The sequence below is a fragment of the Streptomyces sp. SA15 genome (assembly GCF_002291145.1).
Taxonomy (GTDB): Bacteria; Actinomycetota; Actinomycetes; order Streptomycetales; family Streptomycetaceae; genus Streptomyces.
This window is the reverse complement of sequence record NZ_NTGE01000073.1, coordinates 146,539-162,826: the sequence shown is the minus strand read 5'-3', so window position 1 is coordinate 162,826 and position 16,288 is coordinate 146,539. Positions and strand designations below refer to the sequence as shown.

Annotated in this window: 32 protein-coding genes; 8 read left to right on the top strand and 24 right to left on the bottom strand. The window is 69.4% G+C overall.

Annotated elements, in window-relative coordinates; genetic code table 11:
* Nucleotides 1–16: 16 nt before the first annotated feature.
* From CLM62_RS12745 to CLM62_RS12690, 13 genes are all read right to left on the bottom strand, one after another.
* Nucleotides 17–2,044: a hypothetical protein gene (locus tag CLM62_RS12745; protein WP_095749942.1), complete on the bottom strand. Its 2,028-nt coding sequence runs from the start codon at nucleotides 2,042–2,044 to the stop codon at nucleotides 17–19.
* Nucleotides 2,045–2,161: 117 nt separating this feature from the next.
* Nucleotides 2,162–2,983, bottom strand: a complete 822-nt coding sequence (locus CLM62_RS12740) for a hypothetical protein (RefSeq protein WP_095749941.1) — start codon at nucleotides 2,981–2,983, stop codon at nucleotides 2,162–2,164.
* A gap of 1 nt (nucleotide 2,984) precedes the next feature.
* Complete coding sequence (locus CLM62_RS12735; protein ID WP_095749940.1) at nucleotides 2,985–3,452, bottom strand: hypothetical protein; 468 nt, start codon at nucleotides 3,450–3,452, stop codon at nucleotides 2,985–2,987.
* Between the two features lie 129 nt (nucleotides 3,453–3,581).
* Nucleotides 3,582–3,815, bottom strand: coding sequence for a hypothetical protein (locus CLM62_RS12730; protein ID WP_095749939.1), 234 nt, complete (start codon nucleotides 3,813–3,815; stop codon nucleotides 3,582–3,584).
* 193 nt (nucleotides 3,816–4,008) lie between these two features.
* The gene (locus tag CLM62_RS12725) at nucleotides 4,009–5,106 is read right to left on the bottom strand and encodes a hypothetical protein (protein ID WP_095749938.1); all 1,098 of its coding nucleotides are present in this window, start codon (nucleotides 5,104–5,106) and stop codon (nucleotides 4,009–4,011) included.
* Between the two features lie 48 nt (nucleotides 5,107–5,154).
* Nucleotides 5,155–5,358, bottom strand: coding sequence for a hypothetical protein (locus tag CLM62_RS12720; RefSeq protein ID WP_095749937.1), 204 nt, complete (start codon nucleotides 5,356–5,358; stop codon nucleotides 5,155–5,157).
* A gap of 85 nt (nucleotides 5,359–5,443) precedes the next feature.
* The gene (locus tag CLM62_RS12715; RefSeq protein WP_095749936.1) at nucleotides 5,444–5,674 is read right to left on the bottom strand and encodes a hypothetical protein; all 231 of its coding nucleotides are present in this window, start codon (nucleotides 5,672–5,674) and stop codon (nucleotides 5,444–5,446) included.
* Between the two features lie 181 nt (nucleotides 5,675–5,855).
* Nucleotides 5,856–6,197, bottom strand: a complete 342-nt coding sequence (locus tag CLM62_RS12710) for a hypothetical protein (protein WP_095749935.1) — start codon at nucleotides 6,195–6,197, stop codon at nucleotides 5,856–5,858.
* Nucleotides 6,194–6,364, bottom strand: a complete 171-nt coding sequence (locus CLM62_RS50000; RefSeq protein ID WP_179382055.1) for a hypothetical protein — start codon at nucleotides 6,362–6,364, stop codon at nucleotides 6,194–6,196. Before CLM62_RS50000 ends, CLM62_RS12710 begins: the two co-directional genes overlap by 4 nt.
* Nucleotides 6,355–6,639, bottom strand: coding sequence for a hypothetical protein (locus CLM62_RS12705; protein ID WP_095749934.1), 285 nt, complete (start codon nucleotides 6,637–6,639; stop codon nucleotides 6,355–6,357). The genes CLM62_RS50000 and CLM62_RS12705 overlap by 10 nt, the downstream gene beginning before the upstream one ends.
* Nucleotides 6,639–7,115: a hypothetical protein gene (locus CLM62_RS12700; protein WP_143659040.1), complete on the bottom strand. Its 477-nt coding sequence runs from the start codon at nucleotides 7,113–7,115 to the stop codon at nucleotides 6,639–6,641. Before CLM62_RS12700 ends, CLM62_RS12705 begins: the two co-directional genes overlap by 1 nt.
* Nucleotides 7,112–7,309 carry a hypothetical protein gene (locus tag CLM62_RS12695; protein ID WP_095749932.1) on the bottom strand — a complete coding sequence of 66 codons (198 nt, stop codon included), beginning with the start codon at nucleotides 7,307–7,309 and terminating at the stop codon, nucleotides 7,112–7,114. Before CLM62_RS12695 ends, CLM62_RS12700 begins: the two co-directional genes overlap by 4 nt.
* Complete coding sequence (locus CLM62_RS12690) at nucleotides 7,306–7,536, bottom strand: helix-turn-helix domain-containing protein (protein ID WP_095749931.1); 231 nt, start codon at nucleotides 7,534–7,536, stop codon at nucleotides 7,306–7,308. Before CLM62_RS12690 ends, CLM62_RS12695 begins: the two co-directional genes overlap by 4 nt.
* Before the next feature lie 116 nt (nucleotides 7,537–7,652).
* On the opposite strand from CLM62_RS12690, the gene CLM62_RS12685 reads away from it, so the two are divergent.
* The 8 genes from CLM62_RS12685 to CLM62_RS49995 all read left to right on the top strand — a co-directional run bounded on the left by CLM62_RS12685 (nucleotide 7,653) and on the right by CLM62_RS49995 (nucleotide 12,042).
* On the top strand, nucleotides 7,653–8,255 hold the full coding sequence (locus CLM62_RS12685) for a UTRA domain-containing protein (RefSeq protein WP_306457905.1): 603 nt from the start codon (nucleotides 7,653–7,655) through the stop codon (nucleotides 8,253–8,255).
* A 1-nt stretch (nucleotide 8,256) separates the two neighbouring features.
* A complete protein-coding gene (locus tag CLM62_RS12680; RefSeq protein WP_095749929.1) occupies nucleotides 8,257–9,018 on the top strand; it encodes a GntR family transcriptional regulator in 762 nt (253 codons plus the stop codon).
* Nucleotides 9,019–9,161: 143 nt separating this feature from the next.
* A complete protein-coding gene (locus tag CLM62_RS12675; RefSeq protein WP_095749928.1) occupies nucleotides 9,162–9,659 on the top strand; it encodes a GntR family transcriptional regulator in 498 nt (165 codons plus the stop codon).
* 94 nt (nucleotides 9,660–9,753) lie between these two features.
* On the top strand, nucleotides 9,754–10,050 hold the full coding sequence (locus tag CLM62_RS12670) for a hypothetical protein (protein ID WP_095749927.1): 297 nt from the start codon (nucleotides 9,754–9,756) through the stop codon (nucleotides 10,048–10,050).
* 110 nt (nucleotides 10,051–10,160) lie between these two features.
* Complete coding sequence (locus tag CLM62_RS49305) at nucleotides 10,161–10,307, top strand: hypothetical protein (protein ID WP_179382054.1); 147 nt, start codon at nucleotides 10,161–10,163, stop codon at nucleotides 10,305–10,307.
* Nucleotides 10,308–10,507: 200 nt separating this feature from the next.
* Entirely contained in the window at nucleotides 10,508–10,894 is a 387-nt protein-coding gene (locus CLM62_RS12665) for a DUF6083 domain-containing protein (protein WP_179382071.1), read from the top strand.
* A gap of 275 nt (nucleotides 10,895–11,169) precedes the next feature.
* Nucleotides 11,170–11,571, top strand: coding sequence for a type II toxin-antitoxin system antitoxin SocA domain-containing protein (locus CLM62_RS12660; RefSeq protein WP_218835591.1), 402 nt, complete (start codon nucleotides 11,170–11,172; stop codon nucleotides 11,569–11,571).
* Nucleotides 11,572–12,042, top strand: a complete 471-nt coding sequence (locus CLM62_RS49995; RefSeq protein WP_179382070.1) for a hypothetical protein — start codon at nucleotides 11,572–11,574, stop codon at nucleotides 12,040–12,042.
* 144 nt (nucleotides 12,043–12,186) lie between these two features.
* Here the strand turns inward: CLM62_RS49995 and CLM62_RS12650 are convergent, their stop codons facing one another.
* From CLM62_RS12650 to CLM62_RS12610, 11 genes are all read right to left on the bottom strand, one after another.
* Nucleotides 12,187–12,375: a hypothetical protein gene (locus CLM62_RS12650; RefSeq protein WP_095749923.1), complete on the bottom strand. Its 189-nt coding sequence runs from the start codon at nucleotides 12,373–12,375 to the stop codon at nucleotides 12,187–12,189.
* Nucleotides 12,372–12,932: a DUF6085 family protein gene (locus tag CLM62_RS12645; RefSeq protein WP_095749922.1), complete on the bottom strand. Its 561-nt coding sequence runs from the start codon at nucleotides 12,930–12,932 to the stop codon at nucleotides 12,372–12,374. The genes CLM62_RS12650 and CLM62_RS12645 overlap by 4 nt, the downstream gene beginning before the upstream one ends.
* The gene (locus CLM62_RS49990; protein ID WP_179382069.1) at nucleotides 12,929–13,195 is read right to left on the bottom strand and encodes a helix-turn-helix transcriptional regulator; all 267 of its coding nucleotides are present in this window, start codon (nucleotides 13,193–13,195) and stop codon (nucleotides 12,929–12,931) included. The genes CLM62_RS12645 and CLM62_RS49990 overlap by 4 nt, the downstream gene beginning before the upstream one ends.
* Nucleotides 13,192–13,377: a hypothetical protein gene (locus CLM62_RS49985; RefSeq protein ID WP_179382068.1), complete on the bottom strand. Its 186-nt coding sequence runs from the start codon at nucleotides 13,375–13,377 to the stop codon at nucleotides 13,192–13,194. The genes CLM62_RS49990 and CLM62_RS49985 overlap by 4 nt, the downstream gene beginning before the upstream one ends.
* The gene (locus tag CLM62_RS12635) at nucleotides 13,374–13,649 is read right to left on the bottom strand and encodes a hypothetical protein (protein WP_095749920.1); all 276 of its coding nucleotides are present in this window, start codon (nucleotides 13,647–13,649) and stop codon (nucleotides 13,374–13,376) included. Before CLM62_RS12635 ends, CLM62_RS49985 begins: the two co-directional genes overlap by 4 nt.
* 132 nt (nucleotides 13,650–13,781) lie before the next feature.
* Nucleotides 13,782–13,967, bottom strand: a complete 186-nt coding sequence (locus CLM62_RS12630) for a hypothetical protein (RefSeq protein WP_095749919.1) — start codon at nucleotides 13,965–13,967, stop codon at nucleotides 13,782–13,784.
* Nucleotides 13,964–14,155: a hypothetical protein gene (locus tag CLM62_RS12625; RefSeq protein WP_095749918.1), complete on the bottom strand. Its 192-nt coding sequence runs from the start codon at nucleotides 14,153–14,155 to the stop codon at nucleotides 13,964–13,966. The genes CLM62_RS12630 and CLM62_RS12625 overlap by 4 nt, the downstream gene beginning before the upstream one ends.
* A 182-nt stretch (nucleotides 14,156–14,337) precedes the next feature.
* Nucleotides 14,338–14,607, bottom strand: coding sequence for a hypothetical protein (locus CLM62_RS12620; protein ID WP_095749917.1), 270 nt, complete (start codon nucleotides 14,605–14,607; stop codon nucleotides 14,338–14,340).
* Entirely contained in the window at nucleotides 14,607–14,759 is a 153-nt protein-coding gene (locus tag CLM62_RS49980; protein WP_179382067.1) for a hypothetical protein, read from the bottom strand. Before CLM62_RS49980 ends, CLM62_RS12620 begins: the two co-directional genes overlap by 1 nt.
* A gap of 236 nt (nucleotides 14,760–14,995) precedes the next feature.
* Nucleotides 14,996–15,352, bottom strand: coding sequence for a helix-turn-helix domain-containing protein (locus CLM62_RS12615; RefSeq protein WP_095749916.1), 357 nt, complete (start codon nucleotides 15,350–15,352; stop codon nucleotides 14,996–14,998).
* Between the two features lie 2 nt (nucleotides 15,353–15,354).
* On the bottom strand, nucleotides 15,355–16,251 hold the full coding sequence (locus CLM62_RS12610) for a hypothetical protein (protein ID WP_095749915.1): 897 nt from the start codon (nucleotides 16,249–16,251) through the stop codon (nucleotides 15,355–15,357).
* Nucleotides 16,252–16,288 lie beyond the last annotated feature (37 nt).

The window sequence follows — 16,288 nt, the reverse complement described above, 5'->3', positions numbered from 1 at the left end:
TGGTCTCCTTCCGGGCCTAGGCGGCGTCGGCGTATTCGGTGGCGTCTGCTGGGGTTTTGGCGTGGTCGGGGTGGGCCCAGATGCCGCGGTCGACGGCGACCGCGAGCCCCTTACTCTTGAGGCGGGTGAGGGCGTTCTTGACGGCGCTGATCGTGAGCTTGGTTTCTTGGGCGATGGTGTTACGGCCGACGGGTCGGCCACGCTCGGCGAGGAACGCTGCGACCTTCTCGTCGGTGCCGGCCGGGGCTTCGGCTGCGATTGCGGCCGAGGCTTGGGCGATGGGGTCGTTGGACGGCGTGAGCCTCGCGGGATCGGTGGGCCCATCCTGGAAGGCGTCGTCAGGAAGCACGGGCGTCTCACCGCGCAAGCGGGCAGCAAGGCGGTCAAGGCGCTCGGCGTAGGCCTTGCCAGTCACGGCCGCCGCCGAGGGCTCAACAGTGGGCGTGGTGCCGGTGGTGGCCCAGTGGGCGGGGTCACGGTCGAAGTGGGCTCGGAACTGGGCCTGCCGGTTGTCGGGGCCCTTGATGAAACCGAGGCCAGCGGTGGAGGTGCCGTCAGGCCAGTACATGGGCAGCTGGCTGGGGTTGACCTCCCAGCCGGGCAGGCCGATGGAGTCGGTGAGCGCGGACGCGGTGCGGAACATGACGGTGTTGCCGGACTGAAGCTGCTCGCGGATGTCGGTGGACTCGGGGCCGGCGCCGAACATGTTGGCCTTGGGGCCCTGGAAGACGAGGCGGAGCTTGATGCCGCACTTGCGGGCCATCAGGACGATTTCCAGCACGAGGGCGACGGCACCCGGGAGGGCGAGGACCCGATGCGCTTCGTCGATCGTCATGACGATCAGCGGGTCGGGGTCGTTGACGACGAAGTGGTCCCGGCCCCGCAGGACACGGCCCTTGGGGTCGGTCCATTCCATGAGGGAGTAGCGGGCGGAGCGCTCGTACATGACGTTGCGCAGGGCGTACAGCATGGCGAGGCCGCCCTGGGCGGTGTCTTCGTACCAGTCGACGGCCTCACGCCAGCGGGGCAGGGACTGGCCGCCCTGCGGGTCGCACACCCAGGACACGATCCCGTTGTGGCGCTCGGTGGACAGCAGCATGTCCAGGAAGCGGGACTTGCCGCCGTCGGTGGCGCCGTAGATGACGCTGTGAACGGGACCGGACGGCTTCCAGAAGGCGTAGCGGGCACCCTTACCGTCGTAGAAGATGCCGACCTCGGCCTGCCCGGTCGTCTTGTCGAGGATGTGCGGGCCGGGGTAGGTGGTGCCGTCCTGGAGAGGGTTGCGGTCGAAGACGGCGATGATCGCCCGGCGGGCGGACTGCCCGATAGCCTTCTCGATCTGGATCATCTCTTCGGGCAGGTCGAGGGCGCCCGCGATGTCTCCCGCCGCTGTGACGGCCCTCCGCCAGGTGCCCTTGTCTAGGACGATGACGGCAGTCCAGCCGTAGTCGGTGGTGACGACATCGGCGAGGCCGGATCCGGGCAGGGGGCCGTCGGAGCAGGACACATTGTCCTGCCAAAGCTGCAACTGCTTGCTGAGGGCGGGCGCGGGCGCCGCTGTCCGCTTTCCGCGCCGCCACCAGTAGATGCCGTGCCCGATGCCCCATGCGCCGACGAGGGCCGGGTAGGGGCTGTCGCCGAGCTGGAGGCCGCCGGTTGCGGCCATGGCGGTGACGAGGCTGCCACCGGTGGTCACGGCGGACGCGGCGGCGATGAAGTCGGCACGGACGGGGAGCCGCTTACGCAGGCGCTTCTTGCCGAGGCGGGCATCCCAGCGACCCCAGGCGACGGTGGCGGCAGCTCCAGCCGCGGTGGCGGCGAGCGCGGTCTTCCATCCGTCGTCGGGCACGGCGAGGACGCTGCCTGCTATGGCCTGGGCGGCGGTGGCGTAGACGGGGGCCATGCCTCGGCGGGTGCGGTAGGCGACACGCATCGCACGCCGGGCGGCCTTACTGCTGGTCTTACGGGAGGAGCCGCGCTTGCCCGGCGCCGGGAGGGTCTGCTCGTCGGCGGTCGTCTTTTCGACGGTGATGGTCTTCGGCATGGCGGCTGCTACTCCTGCGGGTTCGTGAAGTCTGCGGGGATTGGGCGGCCCCGGCACGGTGGCCGGGGCCCCGGCCACCGTGCGGCCCCGGCCACCGTGCCGGGGCCGCACGGTGGGTCAGGCGTCGGCGGTGTAGGCCTGCTTGGAGGCCATGCGCCCGCCGGTCGCGGCGACGGCTTCCTGAATGCCGCCGTGCCGGGAGTGGATGTTCTGCGAGGACTGGGCGGCGATCGCCGCGTTGTCGACGGCGGCCTTCTGCAGGGCCTGGGCGGAGGCAAGCGCCGCGGCGTACTGGTCGCGCAGGGCGGAGAGCTCCTCGAGAGTGCCGCCGTCGTCGCCGAACTCCAGCGCGGAGGCCTGCTCGATGGCGGCCTCGATCGCGGCGAGCTGGTCGGCGGCACGCTGGGCGATGGCGCCGGCCTCTTCGGCCGTGACGCCGGCCTCGGAGGCGAATCGGGCGACGGCCTGCTTGAGGGTGTTGACGCCGGTGATCTCGGGGATGGTGGCGAGTGCCATGGGCTTTCCTTCCGTGGTGTGGGTGTCGTCGTTCTTGATCAGGACGAGCTTGCGGCTGTCGGTCCCCGCCGGGGCCGTGGTGGCGGGCTCGGTGTGCTCGCGGGCGCCGTCGTCGGCGCGCTGCCGGGTCGGCTCGGCGGATTCGACGGGGTCGGGGTTGCGGCGGCGCAGCTTCTCGGCGGCCCGCTCTTTCGCCTTGGGCCACTCGCGCTTCCATGCGCGGACGAAGCCCTTACAGAACGGTCCGGCGGCGGTCACGGCGGTGGCGGCCCAGGCGGCGAGCTTGGCGCCGGTGCGGCGGCCCTTCTTCGCCGAAGCCTTTTTGATCCGCTTCTTGTGCTTGGCGGACACGTCGCCGATGGCGTTTTCCAGGCCGCGGGCGCAGCAGTAGGCGATCGCCAGCAGCAGGATGAGGCCGAGCATGTCAGCCCCCCATCAGCCACATGACGAGGGATCCGACCTGGGTGGCGATGAAGCCGAGCGCGGAGGCTGCGCCGTCGCCCAGCGATCCAGGGATCATCACGGTCAGCGGCGGAACGAAGGCGGCCAGCAGGAGCGTGCGAGTCTGCACACCGCTCATGAAGTCGCTGATCAGCCACAGCAGGGCGGCCAGCGCAAGAGCGAACATGATTCCGAAGCCGGTCCACTCCCCCGCCAGGCCGTCGACGAAGCCGTCGACAGCGGTGGTTGCCCGGTTGATGAGCTGGCCGACCGGGGTGGAGACGAGGCCGATGGATGCGGTGAGGACGAGCAGCACCTGAATCTGCGGGCTCTTGATCTTCGCGGCGAGCCGGTTGATCCAGGGGAGCCGGTCGGCGACGTACAGCACGCCGGCCGCTCCCAGGCAGGTTCCGCCGGTTGCGGCGGAGATCCCTGCGTCGATGACGGGCATTTCGGGGTACCCCCTTGAGGTTACGGTGAGTTAGTGGTTTCCTCGCGCGCGCGGGCGCGCGCAGGCGCGTCGGGATCCTTGGGCTCGGCCTGGGACGGCTTGAGCCATCCGTTGAGCCATTACGTTCGGTTAGCTTTCGGCGATGGACTGGCGGAGCTGGTCGAGCAGCTGCGTCGCCTTGGCGGCAGCTTCGGCTCGCCGTGATTCGGGGAGCCGGGTGATCGCCGCACGCAGCTGGTCCACGGCGACCGGGAGGACGGTGAGGGGTCCTTGGGCTTCCGCGGCCCGGCGCCGGTCGCCCAAGTGCTGGGCTGAGCGGGCCTGTCTATCGGCCTGCCTGGGGCGCCGGGTGCGGGTGGCCATCTCGTCCTCCTGTCTGGTCGGGGATCTGCTTGTGCGGTGGTCCGGGTCTGCTCGCCGGGTCTGCGATCGTTCCGCTCACCGGGTCACTCACCGGACTTGAACTGGGGTTTTGCCTGTTCGACTGCTTCCGGCAGTCTCAGCAAGGACCAGAACCGCGGGGGGTGCTGGGCCTCACTGGCGGTGCCGGCGTGCGTCAGCTGACCTGTGTTTCGCGGCGTTCGATCTCACCCCAGACGCGGCGGACGCGCTCTTCGCGGGCGGTGAAACCGGCGGCGCGGAAATCCTTCTGCGCCTGCCGGTAGGAGCGGGGCGGCTCCATGCCGTAGCGGAGCCAGCGAAGGACGACGGCGAGCTGCTCGTCGGACAGTCGGGCGCCCGGCTGGGGCAGCTCGACACCGGCGACCGCCGCGAGTTCGGCAAGGTCCATGCCGTCCTCTATGGGGGTCTGGTCGCACCCCTCGACCATGTCCGTTTCGTCCGCAGTCACGGGCGGAATGGTCACGGGCTCGATTTCCGGGGTGGCCTGTGTGACCACCGTGTGACCATCCAGCTCGGCCCGGGTGTCTCCGCCAGCCGTGACCGCCGGCCGGGAGACGGCCAGACTCAAGTCGCGCTCTGTGTACGCCAGGGCGGCGACACCGTGCTCCTTCTCGGACTTCGCCAGGCGGCCCTCCGCCTTCGCGCGGGCCTCGTTGATCTGAGCCTGCGCCCGGGTCAGCACATCGGCGCGGGCGATCTGCCGTTCCATCTCCGCCAGGTGGCCGGCGGTTTCGGTGAGGACGTCCGTGGTGGCCTCGGACCGCAGATGCCGGGCGTCGGCTGCAGCCAGGGCGCGGGCGTTGCGGTCGGCCGCCGACTGCTCGGCGATGACCGCTGCAGTCTCCGCGTCCGCGAGGACGTTCCCCGCGAACAGCCGCAGACCCATGAACAAAGCTGCGGCCACCGGGACAAACGCGAACACCTGGGCGTGCCCGAGGACCAGCAGCGTCGCCGTCGACGTACCAACCGCCACAACCGACAGACCGATCATCACAGCGATGCCGACCGCGGACCGCTGCCGGATCGCCACCTCCGACATGCGCAGAGCACCGATCCACAGCGCGTCATACACGATCGCGATCGACCAGCCGACGAGCATGCCGAGCGTGCCGTGCAGGCCGAGGATCTGCCCCAGCTGCCCGCCAACGGTCACGGCGACCAGGACCAGGGCGGCAAGAGTGAGCAGCTTCTCAACGACAGCGAACACGTCCAGCCGGCGGGCCGCCGCCTGGACCTTACTGATGCGCTTCATGATTCCTCCTCTCGTTGCCGGCGTGGAGCCAGCGGATCGGGCAGCCGGTCAGCGGCGCTTGGTGCCGCCGTGCCAGAACGACACCTTCGCGGCGGCCTCGTTGGCCTTGGCGTTGAGCTCCTGATACTTGGGCGTCTCGTGACGGATCCCGGCCTTGAACTCACGGTCGCTGTTGTCGTTCAGCCGACGGTCGGCCGCCTTCATCTCGGCGACGGCGGCCTTCTCCTCGGCGGTCTTCTTGAACAGGCCCACGGTCGGGCTCCTCTCGGGGTTGGGTGGTGGAACGCTGAGCGGTTCCCCTCACCGCCCGTGCGAGACGGGCGGATCGGGCAGCCGGTCAGGCGGCGGCCGGGTAGTCGAAACCGTCGAGCTCGGCCAGCAGCTCCGCGTCGGCGATCTCACGGATCTGCCGCATCCGGGCCAGGTCGCCGGCAGCGCGGGCCTTGGCGTACTCGCCGAACAGGTCGCTGATGGACAGCACGGTCGCCTCGGCCACCGTCGTAGCGGCGCGGGCCTTCCGGCCGAACACGGTGACGCCGAAGTCGGCGGAGAACAGGTACGGAGACATGGGGGATCACAGACCCTTTCAAGGTCACAGGAACAGTGGGGTGGTACGGGGCGGGCACCGCGGGCGGGGACAGGGGGTCGACCCGCCCGCGGCGGTCTAGGGGGTTAGGGCTTCGGCCGGGACTCGGACCGCCGGTTGGCCTCGGCGACCTTCCGGGACAGCTCGGCACGCTCGGAGTCGGTCACGACGCGCCGTCCTCGCACGTCGGCGGGGCGATCGTGGCGCGGATCGCACCGCGAACATCCGGGTTCTGCACCCACGCGAACTTGGCGTGCAGATGGACCGTGCCGTCCGAGTCGATCCGCTCCGGCCACACAGCCGCGTTGAGCTGCCGGACCCACGCCTCGAACGCGGCCCGCATCTCGCCCGGCGTCGACGTCAGCGAATCGACATCCCCGACCAGCGCGCCCGAGATAGCGATCGTCCACGAGATCACGGGCATCCCGTTGACCTGAAGGAACTCGCCGAGCGCACGATGCGCGTCACGCTGCCAACGCAGCTTGTAGATCTCAGAGGTGCTCACCGGGCCACCTCCTCGACGACGAGGAACCGGTCGCCGTCCAGGTCCATCACGACCGTGGCGGGGGTTCCGGACTCGCGGAGCTGCTGCGCCTTCTCCTCCGCCGGCCACGAACCACGCGGGGCGCCGGCCGGGAAGCTGTCGTACACCTCGCGGGCCATCAGAACCACCGCCGCTTCTTCTTCGGCGTCGCCTCGGCCTCGGCGCGGTTCGCGGTCTCCCGCAGGCCCTTGCCTCGGTCGCGCAGCCGGTCCGCCTCACGCTGTGCACGGGACGCCTTCGCCGGATCCGAGTAGTCCCGGCCCTGACGGCCGTACACGTCAGCGGTCATCTGCTGCCGCTCGGATTCCTGCTCGGCCTGGTAGGCCATATGCCGAAGCGCCGGCGCCTGACGAGCCGCGTACCGCTGCTCCTCCGTCTGCATGTCCTTGAACCGGCGGGCCATCAGACGCCACCGCCGATCAGGTGCAGCATTCCGGCAGCAGCGAGCGTCGCGCGGGCGCCGGCCATCAGATCCTCGGCGGCAGCCAGGGAGTCCGCGTCCAGGTCCGCCATGTTGGGGCTCAGCGCCTCGTTCGAAAGGGCCGCCGCACGAAGAGCGGCCTTACGGAAGTCCGCTGCCGCACGAATCACCGGGTCGACAGGGGTCTCAAGCAGGTCCATACGCCCAGCCGCGACGAGCACCATCACCGAATCGAGGATCGTGCGCTCACAGTCGACCCAAGAGTCGAAGTCGGTACCCGACCACTCACGCGTCGGCTTCGCCTCCAGCTCCGCCTTACGAGCCGTCGCCACCTCGTAGCGGGTCACTGCACGGACCAGGTCCAGCGGCAGGAACGCGCGCTCCAGACGGTGCAGCACCGACACAGCAGCCGGCGGAAGCGGGGCAGTGGGGGTGGGGGGAGGGGTTGCGGTGGTCATGCCGTCACCGCCTTGACGGGCGCGATGTGCAGTCCGAGCTGGCGGCGGTCGCGGATCTGAATGGAGGCACCGTACTCGGCGAGGTCCTTGGCGTAGCGCGCCTCGGCCTCCTCGTGCTGCGCGCGGTGCTCGGGGCAGTCGGCCACAGCGTCGGCGAAGGTGAGGACGGGGTAGGTAGGGGTCGCGGTGGTCATGCCGCCTCCTCGGTGGACGGGTTTGTGGTCTCGCGGAGCGCCATGACGACGTCCCTCGGGATTCGGATCGCTCCCCCGCGCCTCGGGTCGCCTTCGGCTCGCGGCTGTCCGTAGCGGATGGCCGGCAGGTCGCCGTTGTCGATCCAGCGGTAGACCGTCGGCTTGGAGATCCGCAGCAGCACTGCGGCCTCTCGCACGGTGAGCAGCTCCTGATCCGCAGGCAGCATCGGGCTCTCCAATCCAGGAGTTGGGGTTGAGCTGACTTCTCAACTGTAGGTGCATTCTTGAGAAGCTGCAATCGTCTCGCCCGCCCGAACCGCTCTCGTATGCTCCGCCGCCCCTCGTGAACTGGCCTTATGGTGGAGAAACTGATGGATGGCTCAAGAGACCTTGTGAACTGGAGGAGTCGCGAGTGACAGAAACGCACTGGACTGGGTCGTCAGCGCCCTACCTAGAAAGCGGCCAGGGTGACGTGTGGGGTAAAGAGGCAGCAGCTCAGGGGCGCACTGGCACCCAGCGGATCCTGCGAGCAGAGCAAGCCAGCGCCCCGCAGGAAGTGGCGGCCCACCTCGGCCTGACTCCCGGCACACCCGTCATCCTGAGGCAGCGCCTAATCTCGCTGGACAGCCGCCCCATCGAGTTGGCCAACTCCTACTGGCCAGCCAGCTTCGCCGCGCAGACAGCACTGGCACAGAAGGGGCGGATACGCGGCGGCGCCGTATCCCTGCTCGCCTCGCTGGGCTACAAGCCCGAGTCGGTCCAGGAGTACGTCACGACGAGGCCGCCGACGCGAGAGGAAGCCGAGGCTCTGCAACTCGCCGACAACCACGAGTGGATCCTCTGCCTCACTCGCGTCATCTCCAGCGGCGGCCACCCATACGAGGTGTCCGTCATGGTCAGCCCCGGCCGCATTGGACGGCTCCACTACTCAATGAAGGCCCACTGACGTGACAGAAGAGTTCGAGGAAGAGAGCGTCTGGCCCGTTCAGGACCAGATCGCCGCATACCTCAGAGACGGCATCCTCAACGGCGACTTCCCTCCTGGCGAGAAACTTCCGTCCAGCCGTCAGCTGACCGATCTTTTCGGTGCCGCCGCACAGACGATCCGCAACGCGGTCACCATGCTCGAGAAGGAGGGACTCGCCTACACAAGGCGGGGTGCTGGCGTGTACGCCCGGCAGCATCGGCAGCGCACGATGGAGCCGGCGAGCTACAAGAACCCTCCTGGCGACGGCGGGAAGTACCAGTGGATCGCTGCCGCCGAGCAGAAGGGGCTGGCAGGCAAGAGCGATCTACTCGCGGTCGAAGAGGTCGTGCCGCCCGCCGCTATCCGGGACGCCTTCGGCCTCGCCGAGGACGAGAAGGCGCAGATGCGCCGCCAGGTGCTCTACCTGGACGATCAGCCTTGCGAGTTGGTCGAGGTGTACATTCCGCTCGACCTGGCCCGAGGGACGCCTATCGCCGAGAATCGGAAGATCCGGGGTGGCGTGGGTCGAGTCCTGTTGGAGGCCGGCCTGCCGCCGTTGCGTTGCGTTGACAAGGTGGCAGCGCGGTGGCCGACGCCGGAGCAGGCGAAGGCGTTGAGGATGCCGACGAAGCTGCCGGTCCTCCGCCAGTTCCGCGTGACGTACAGCGTGGACGATAGGCCGATCCAGGCGGAGATCATGGCCAAGGCGGGCCATCTCTACGAGCTCGAATACGAGTTCTGACCAGCGGGCCCGCTAGCCCCGACGCGACGGACGTCGGGGCTTTGTTGCGTCTGCTGGCGAACGAGAGGGTTGCGAACCTCTCAATAAACCTCTTACAGTCGCTTCCGAGAGTGGCTCACGCCACACGCTCAGTTAGGAGCGGCATGCCCGAATCACCCGAGCGCACCGCGTTTTACCGCCTCTTCGACGCCGACGGGGTGCTGCTTTACGTCGGGATAGCCAAGGATGTACACAAGCGCTGGCGGATGCACGAGTGGGAAAAAACCTGGTGGCACCTTGTCTCAGGTAACCGCGTCGAGTGGTTTCCATCCCGGCCGGAAGCGCGCGCCGCCGAGCTAGCCGCCATGGAGAACGAGTCGCCTCTGTACAACGGCGTATGGCATCCCGACGGGAGCTACACGCAGGGCAAGTACGACGACACGACGGAAAGGGGCCATGCTGCCGAGGAGCTGCGCCGCGATCTCGACAACGGAACCTTGCAGCCGGGCGAAATGATCCGCATCACCCACCTTGGCCGCCGATACGGCGTTTCTGCGATGAGCGTGGCGATGGCGCTGGACGCCCTCCCGCCGGGAACGGTCTGCAAGCGGGGGAACTACCGATACATCGCCGCACCGAAGAGCCCGTCCCTAGCCCAGTAACGCGAACGGCCCGGTGCGCTAACACCGGGCCTGTTCATCACCAGCGGTGCCAGCCGCTGATCAGCGAATCCCAACCATCACGAAAGGACTGCTCATGCAGCAGAGTACATGCCCCGCGCCCCCGCGTCCCGTCCCGACCGTCGACCATCTGATGGACGCCCCGCTCAACAGTCTTCTCGCCGAGTTCCGTGTCGACGTGTCGGAGCTGCCGATCGAGGACCCCGGCTTCACGGGCGGCACGTATGTGCGGAGGGACGGAACCATGCTGTTCGCGATGCGGCGGGGCCAGCCGGCTGCGGAGCGGGAGATGATCGCCCGCGCGATGCTGGGTGCGGCGTTGCGGGTTCCGATGCCGCCGCTGCCGGAGCCGTACCAGTTGACGGAGCTCTGATCACCCGAACGCCGCAGCGCCCCCGCTTCCGTGCGGGGGCGCTGCTCGTTAGCGTGACGGTTTCGTCGATGAGAGGGGCCGTCATGTCGGAGGAGCCGTCGCCTGGCCCGTTGGGTACAGAGATGCGGGAGGTCGCCTTCCCGGACGGTTCCCACGGGTTCATTTTGGTGAAGGCGGGCACGTCGCAGGAGGAGGCGGAACTGATCGCGGCGCGGTTGTGGGCGGACTTGCCGGAGCCGGGCGTGCCGAACGAGTAGTCGTACAGCAAAACGCCCCCGCCCCAGATGGGGTGGGGGCGCTGCTCTGTCTACAGCGCCTGTCTGGCCGCTGCCACTGTGGCGTCTGGGGCTGCGGAGTCTCCGTGTCGTCTCGGCTGCCGTCGCGTGCCTTTGGTGGCGCAGGGTTCCCGTCCGGATGCTGGGGTGTGCCGGGCCTGGTCGGGCCTCACGCTCACGGTATGGGGGCAAATGGGAAAGTGCCGCGGCTTGGTGGCGGACAGTACGCGTGCCCGTTTTGCGGGTTGCCGCAGGACCGGGTGCCGACGTTGGAGCATGACTGGGTGCTGCTGGAGCCGGACGTGAACCCGCCGGCGCACGTGGTGCCGGCCGAGTACCGGTGGATCGAACTGTCCGACGGTCGGGTGACGGTGTACGCGGTGTGCCCGCCGGACCCACAGCAGCGTTGCCGGATCGAGCATCGGTTGGCGTGTGCGGGGCAGCAGCTACCAGACTTGTGGCCGTGGTTGACGGCGATGCGGGAGGAGAACGCCCGTAAGGCGCAGCGGCACGCGGCTGGGGAGACTGCGCCGGTGCTGGCGGAGGTCGAGCTGCCGGACGTGGGGTAGCTGGACGGTCGGCCCGTCTGGCTGGTCAAACTCCCCACTCGTCCACACGTTCGTTCGATTAGTCACGCGCTGTCCAGACCTTCACCCGCCCACTTCCGGGCTGTCGCAGACCACCGTTACGCTGGTCTTTCTGGGGGATGCGCCTGCATGCCCGTGGACCCGACGAGTTGCAGCTGGGGGCGACTCATCTACGGTGAGGGCAGGCGCAAGAGGGGACACTGATCATGGCAACCGTGCGGGATGTGGCGGCTTACATACTGGCCAAGGAAGCGCCGATGTCCGCCATGAAGCTGCAGAAGCTGTGCTACTTCGCCTACGGGTACCACCTGGCGTGGGAGGACCGACAGCTGTTCCCGGAGCGCTTCGAGGCGTGGGCGAACGGGCCAGTCGTGTACGAGCTGTACGACCAGCATCGGGGCCGCTTCAACCTCGACAAGGGCGACATCGCTGGGGATCCGGCGGCGCTTGATGATGACGAGCGCGACTCGGTGAACGTGGTTCTCGAGAACTTCCGCGCCTACGACGCCCACGAACTGTCGGCGATGACGCATCAGCCGGGGCCGTGGCTGGATGCCCGGCAGCGGGCCGGCGTGACGGATCTGCAGCGCAGCAACGAGGAACTGCGGGACGAGGAGATCGCCGACTTCTTCGGCGCGCTTGTGGGCCGCGAGGACTGAGTGAGCAAGCGGGGGAAGGCGCAGAAGAAACTGGCTCTGCCGCCTGGCGGTGTCGCGGTCGGTAAGCGGACTGGTAATCCATCATCGCTGCTGCCTGGCTCGGACAGCTCAGGGGATCGCCTGTGTTGGCGCTTTACGCACGTCGATCACGACGGCCGGTGGGGCTTCGAGGGCATGGAGCCGGCTGTGCTGTGCGAGGTGCTGCGGAAGCTGGCGGACTGCGAGTCGATGACGGTGTCAGAGCTTCGAGGCACTCGCAGACTGTTCAAGGAGTACGACCTCCCGGGCGGCCTGTGCAAGGACGCTCTGGATCGCTTGACGGCGATACGCCGGGACGACATGACGAAGATCCAACGCCTTGAGTTCACGGGCTTACAGCGTCTGTACGGCTTCCTGGAAGGGAACGTCTTCCACGTGGTGTGGTGGGATCCGAGGCATGAGGTCTATCCCTCCACGCTGAGGAACACGTAGCGAAGGGCCCCACTCGGCCGAATCGGAGTCGTCATGGCGCTGGCCTGCGTCTTCGCCGCCGTTTCCGTGCCCGCCAGTCGTGCCAGGCGAGCGCGGCGTTGGCGGCCAGGCCGGCGGCGGGCGTGGCGGCGAGGAGCCGCCAGGTCATGGCTGGGCTTTCGGTGCGTGTTCGTCGCACAGCCAGCTGCCGTCGCCGCGCCGCACCCATCCCTGGTTGGGTGCGGCTGCTTCGAGCTTGGGTTCGGTTTGGCTGGGCAGGCCGAACATGGTGAGCCATGCGTTGCAGCGGCTGCAGTGCAGGTAGACGAACCGTGGGAGTTCCTCGCTGCTCATGAGCCCTCCTTCTGTAGCGGCCACCGCCGATCATCGGCGGCGCACTCGCGGACGGTGGGCCCGGTGTCGTGGGCGGGGATGGCCAGGTCGCGGGTGCCGGTGCGCAGCCACTCCCCGGTGGCGAGCGGCTGCCGTTCGAGTAGCTGGCTGGCGACGTCGGGGTTGGGGCAGTCGAGGCGGGCGCAGGTGATGTAGCCACCCTCGGCGAGGAACAGGCTGGATCCTCCGCAGGCGGGGCAGCGGCCTTGGACGTCGCCGAAGCGCTGAGCGTGCGTCTGGGCGCCGTTCCGCCCCTCCGGGGCCGCCGGATGCCGGTTCGGGACCTGCGGGCCGCTCCTGGGGCCGTCTGGCGCCTCCTGCGGGCACGTGGGCACGTCGAGGAGCGCCGTGTCGACGGCTGCGAGTGCGGCCTGCCAGCCCTGCGCGTAGGCCCGCCCGGTGTCGCTGTCCGGGTCGGCCTGTGGCGGGACGCGGTCAAGGTTGCGGATCCGGGTGAGGGCGGCGTGCAGGTCGCGGAGGGCGGCGTCCTTGCGGGCCGTGGTCGGCGGCGCGGTCATGCGGTGGTCTCCTTCGTGCGTGGCGGGCAGAGCTGGATCTCGTGCGGGTGGATGAGCCCGCGGACTAGGCAGACAGCGATGGCGTGGGTGCGGTCGCGGGCGCCCAACTGCTCGTAGGCCAGCCGCATGTGGGACTTCACCGAGTCCTCGGCTATGAACAGCTTCCGAGCGATCTCGGCGTTGGTGTGGCCGTTCGCGGCCAGGCGGAGGACCTCGAGCCGACGGGCCGTGACCAGCGGGCGGTCGGCGGGCAGGCCTCTCACGGTGTCCGCCCGGGTCCGGGCTGGCGGACGCGCCCACGCCCATCGAGGATGCCGTCGGCTTGGGCAAGGAGGATCAGGGCGCGGCGGAGGACGGACCGCAGCGGCTCCCGGCGGCGGGCGTAGGCGGCGAGGATGGCGGCGCTTCCGTCGTCCGGGATCCAGCGGAGCGGGGTTCGGCTCACGACGGCTCCTTGGTCTGCTTGGTGACCCGGAGGCATGGCCGTTTCCCGGCCGGGCGTTCGGCGGCGACGGTGTACCCCGCGGCCTGGAGCGCGGCGGCGTATCGGTCGAGGTGGGCGGCTTCGTCGAGGCCGTCGTGCCAGAGGCGGACGGTTTTGGGGCTGGCTTGGGTGGAGCGGTGGCCGGGCCGCCAGGTGGGTCCGGTCAGGGAGTTGGTGTGGCCTCGGGCGGTGAGGGTGCGGGCGATGTCTACGGCGCGGAGTTGGTAGTGCACGGCTACTCCTGGGTCTGGGTGGTGTGGAGTGCGCGGCCGAGGACGGCGGCCGGCTCTGGCTGGCGTAGCAGCGGCGCAGGATCGTCCACATGCGGGCGGTGGGCTGCACGTGCGGCAGGGACGGGCGGCCGGTCACAGGTACTCCCCGGTGGGCAGGGTGTCGGCGGTCCAGAGGGCGACGGGGCCGGGGCCTTGGTCGCGGAGGTCGCGCATCTCGTGCTGGCGGAGGTCGAACCGGGTGGGGGTGTGGTCGCTGGGTTGGTAGTCGTCGGTCCAGGCGGGTTCGCAGTCGGGGTGGTTGTCGGCGGCCGTGGTCATCGCTGCGCCTCCGAGTCGTCTTCGTCGGGGAGGATCGGCGGCTCGTTGTCGACGAGCAGCCACAGCGGGCTCCAGCTGCCGGGTTCGTGGTTGGAGGGCTTCTCGTCGAGGGCGTAGAAGGCGCCGGTCTGGCCGTGCCAGCCGATCTGCCGCCAGGTCTGCGTGGCGTCGAGGGTGTGGGTGCGCATGGTGCTGCCGCCGCTTTCCGATGCGCGGCGGTAAGGGCGGTTGTCCGTAGGCGGGGTAGTCGGGCGAAATCCCTGGGCGTGGCGGCGGGTGTGTCGTTCGCGGGGCTGGTCGGTCACGTGTGTCTCCGGTGGTCGTGGCTGGTGGGGTGCCGGGCCTGGTGTGGGCCCGGCACGAGGGACGGTCAGGCGGGTTCTTCGCTGCCGTCGAGGGCGAGTTGGCCGGGCGCCTGCATGACGGGCTCGGGCGGCAGGTGCTCGTCGATGAGCGCCTGGTGTGTCTCGTCGCGGATGTGGCACAGGTACTCGTCGCCGAGGACAGTCCAGCCGGAGGCTCGGGCGGCGGTGTTGGCGTCGGCGGGGGTGGCGAAGAGGGTGCCGCCTTCCTCGTCGTCGAACACGGTGTTGCAGGCGTCGCAGGTGAGGGCGTGCACGGTGACCGGGGTGAGGGGCATTAGGCGTGGCTCCCGTACTCGCGGGTGGTGGCGGTGACGGTGGGTTTCCACTCGGCGGTGGCTTCTTCGATGCGGGCGCGGATCTCGTCGGCTTCGTCCTCGGTGGCGAGGTCGCTGATGTCGACGGTGATCTCGATGGCGATGCGGGTCATGCGGCTTCCTTGTCGGTTCGGGCCCACGAGGGGCGTGACGGCGTCTGTGAGGCCCCAGGAGCGTGCGCGAGGACGCGAGTCCTGAGATGGGCTCTGAGGCGCCCCAGCGGGCGCACAGCCGCGCTCACGGCCCCTCCCCGCCCGGAGCCACCGTGCGGGCGGGAAGTCCTGCCCCTGATGCCCGCACAGCAGCGCGGGGATCGCGACCACGAGCGCGAGATACGCGAGCATCCCGATCACGAGATCTCGCCCTTCACAGCGCGGCGTACCGAGTCGGCGGCCCAGCCGATGCCGTTCGCCTCGATCACCTCGGCCACCCCAAGGACATCCCGCAGCGCCGCCTCAGCCGTCTCGGCCCGCTGACGCTCTCGCTCCCATGCGGCCACAGGCTCGACCACGACGGTGACCTTGTAGCCACACAGGCCTGCGATGCGCTGCGCCCAGTCGAGGGTGAGCGCGACGCGGCCGGTGAGCATCTGGCTGAGGTGCTTCTGGCTGATGCCGAGTTGCTGGGCGATCCAGATCTGCTTGAGGCCAGCCGCTTTGATCGTGGCGCGGATCTGGTCGCGGAGCGGGGTGGAGTCGTCGGCCACGGTCAGGCCTCCTCGTCGTGCCGCGCCCCAGCAGCGGGCTCGACGGGCAGGTCGGTCCACGGGCCGTAGAACTCCGACCCGTCCGGCCACTCGCGGACGATCCGCTGCTGCGCATACGCCCCGCACTTCGGATACGCCCGTAGCCACTTGGTGACGGCAGCTCGCGCGCCTGCGGCGCTGTCTGCGCTGTCGACGCCCCAGTCGCCGACGACTTCGTAGATCACCGACTCGGTGGGCTCGTCCTCGGGCTTGGTGGTGGGCTGCGCCTCGGCGGCGGGCTGTCCGCCGTGTACGCACTCGCCCGCCTCGGTGTCGCACGCGGTCTCGGACTGGGACTCGCGCAGGCAGTTGCCGGAGATCGACGCGGGGCACTCGGGCTGCGCCTCGTCGGCCATACGGCGCAGCTCAGACACGGCGCGGTTGACGCCCTCCGCAGCCTTCTGGCCCATGTCGTCGTAGACCGCCGGGAACAGCGCCGTGTACAGGTGCTGCGCGGCAGCGTTGAGGACGGCGGCCCGGTCGGCGGAAAGGCGGGCGGCCTCCTTCTCGGCGAGCTGGCGGCGTGCCATCTCCTGCCCGAGGTGGAAGTCCGCGTTCTCACGGATGCGCTCGGCAGTGGCCAGGCTGTGCTCCAACTCGGCGATGCGGTCGCGGAGTGCGGTCTGGTCGTCGGCTCGTGTGGCGGGCGGGGGCGACACCACAGGCAGCAGCGCGTCCGCGAGCGCCTCGACCTCGATGGTGATCTGAAGTGGGCCGTTCGGCGAATAGTCGACGGTGCGGAGTTCCTCGAACGGCGACGTCTTGATCGCGGCAACGATCCGGGCGCGCTGCTGGCGGGCTTTGGCGAGGGCGACGACGCGGGGGTCGTCGACTTCGGGGCGGGGCGGGTTGTTGGTCATGGTCTGCTCCTGAGAGGGTCGGGGCGCCGGCCGCCGC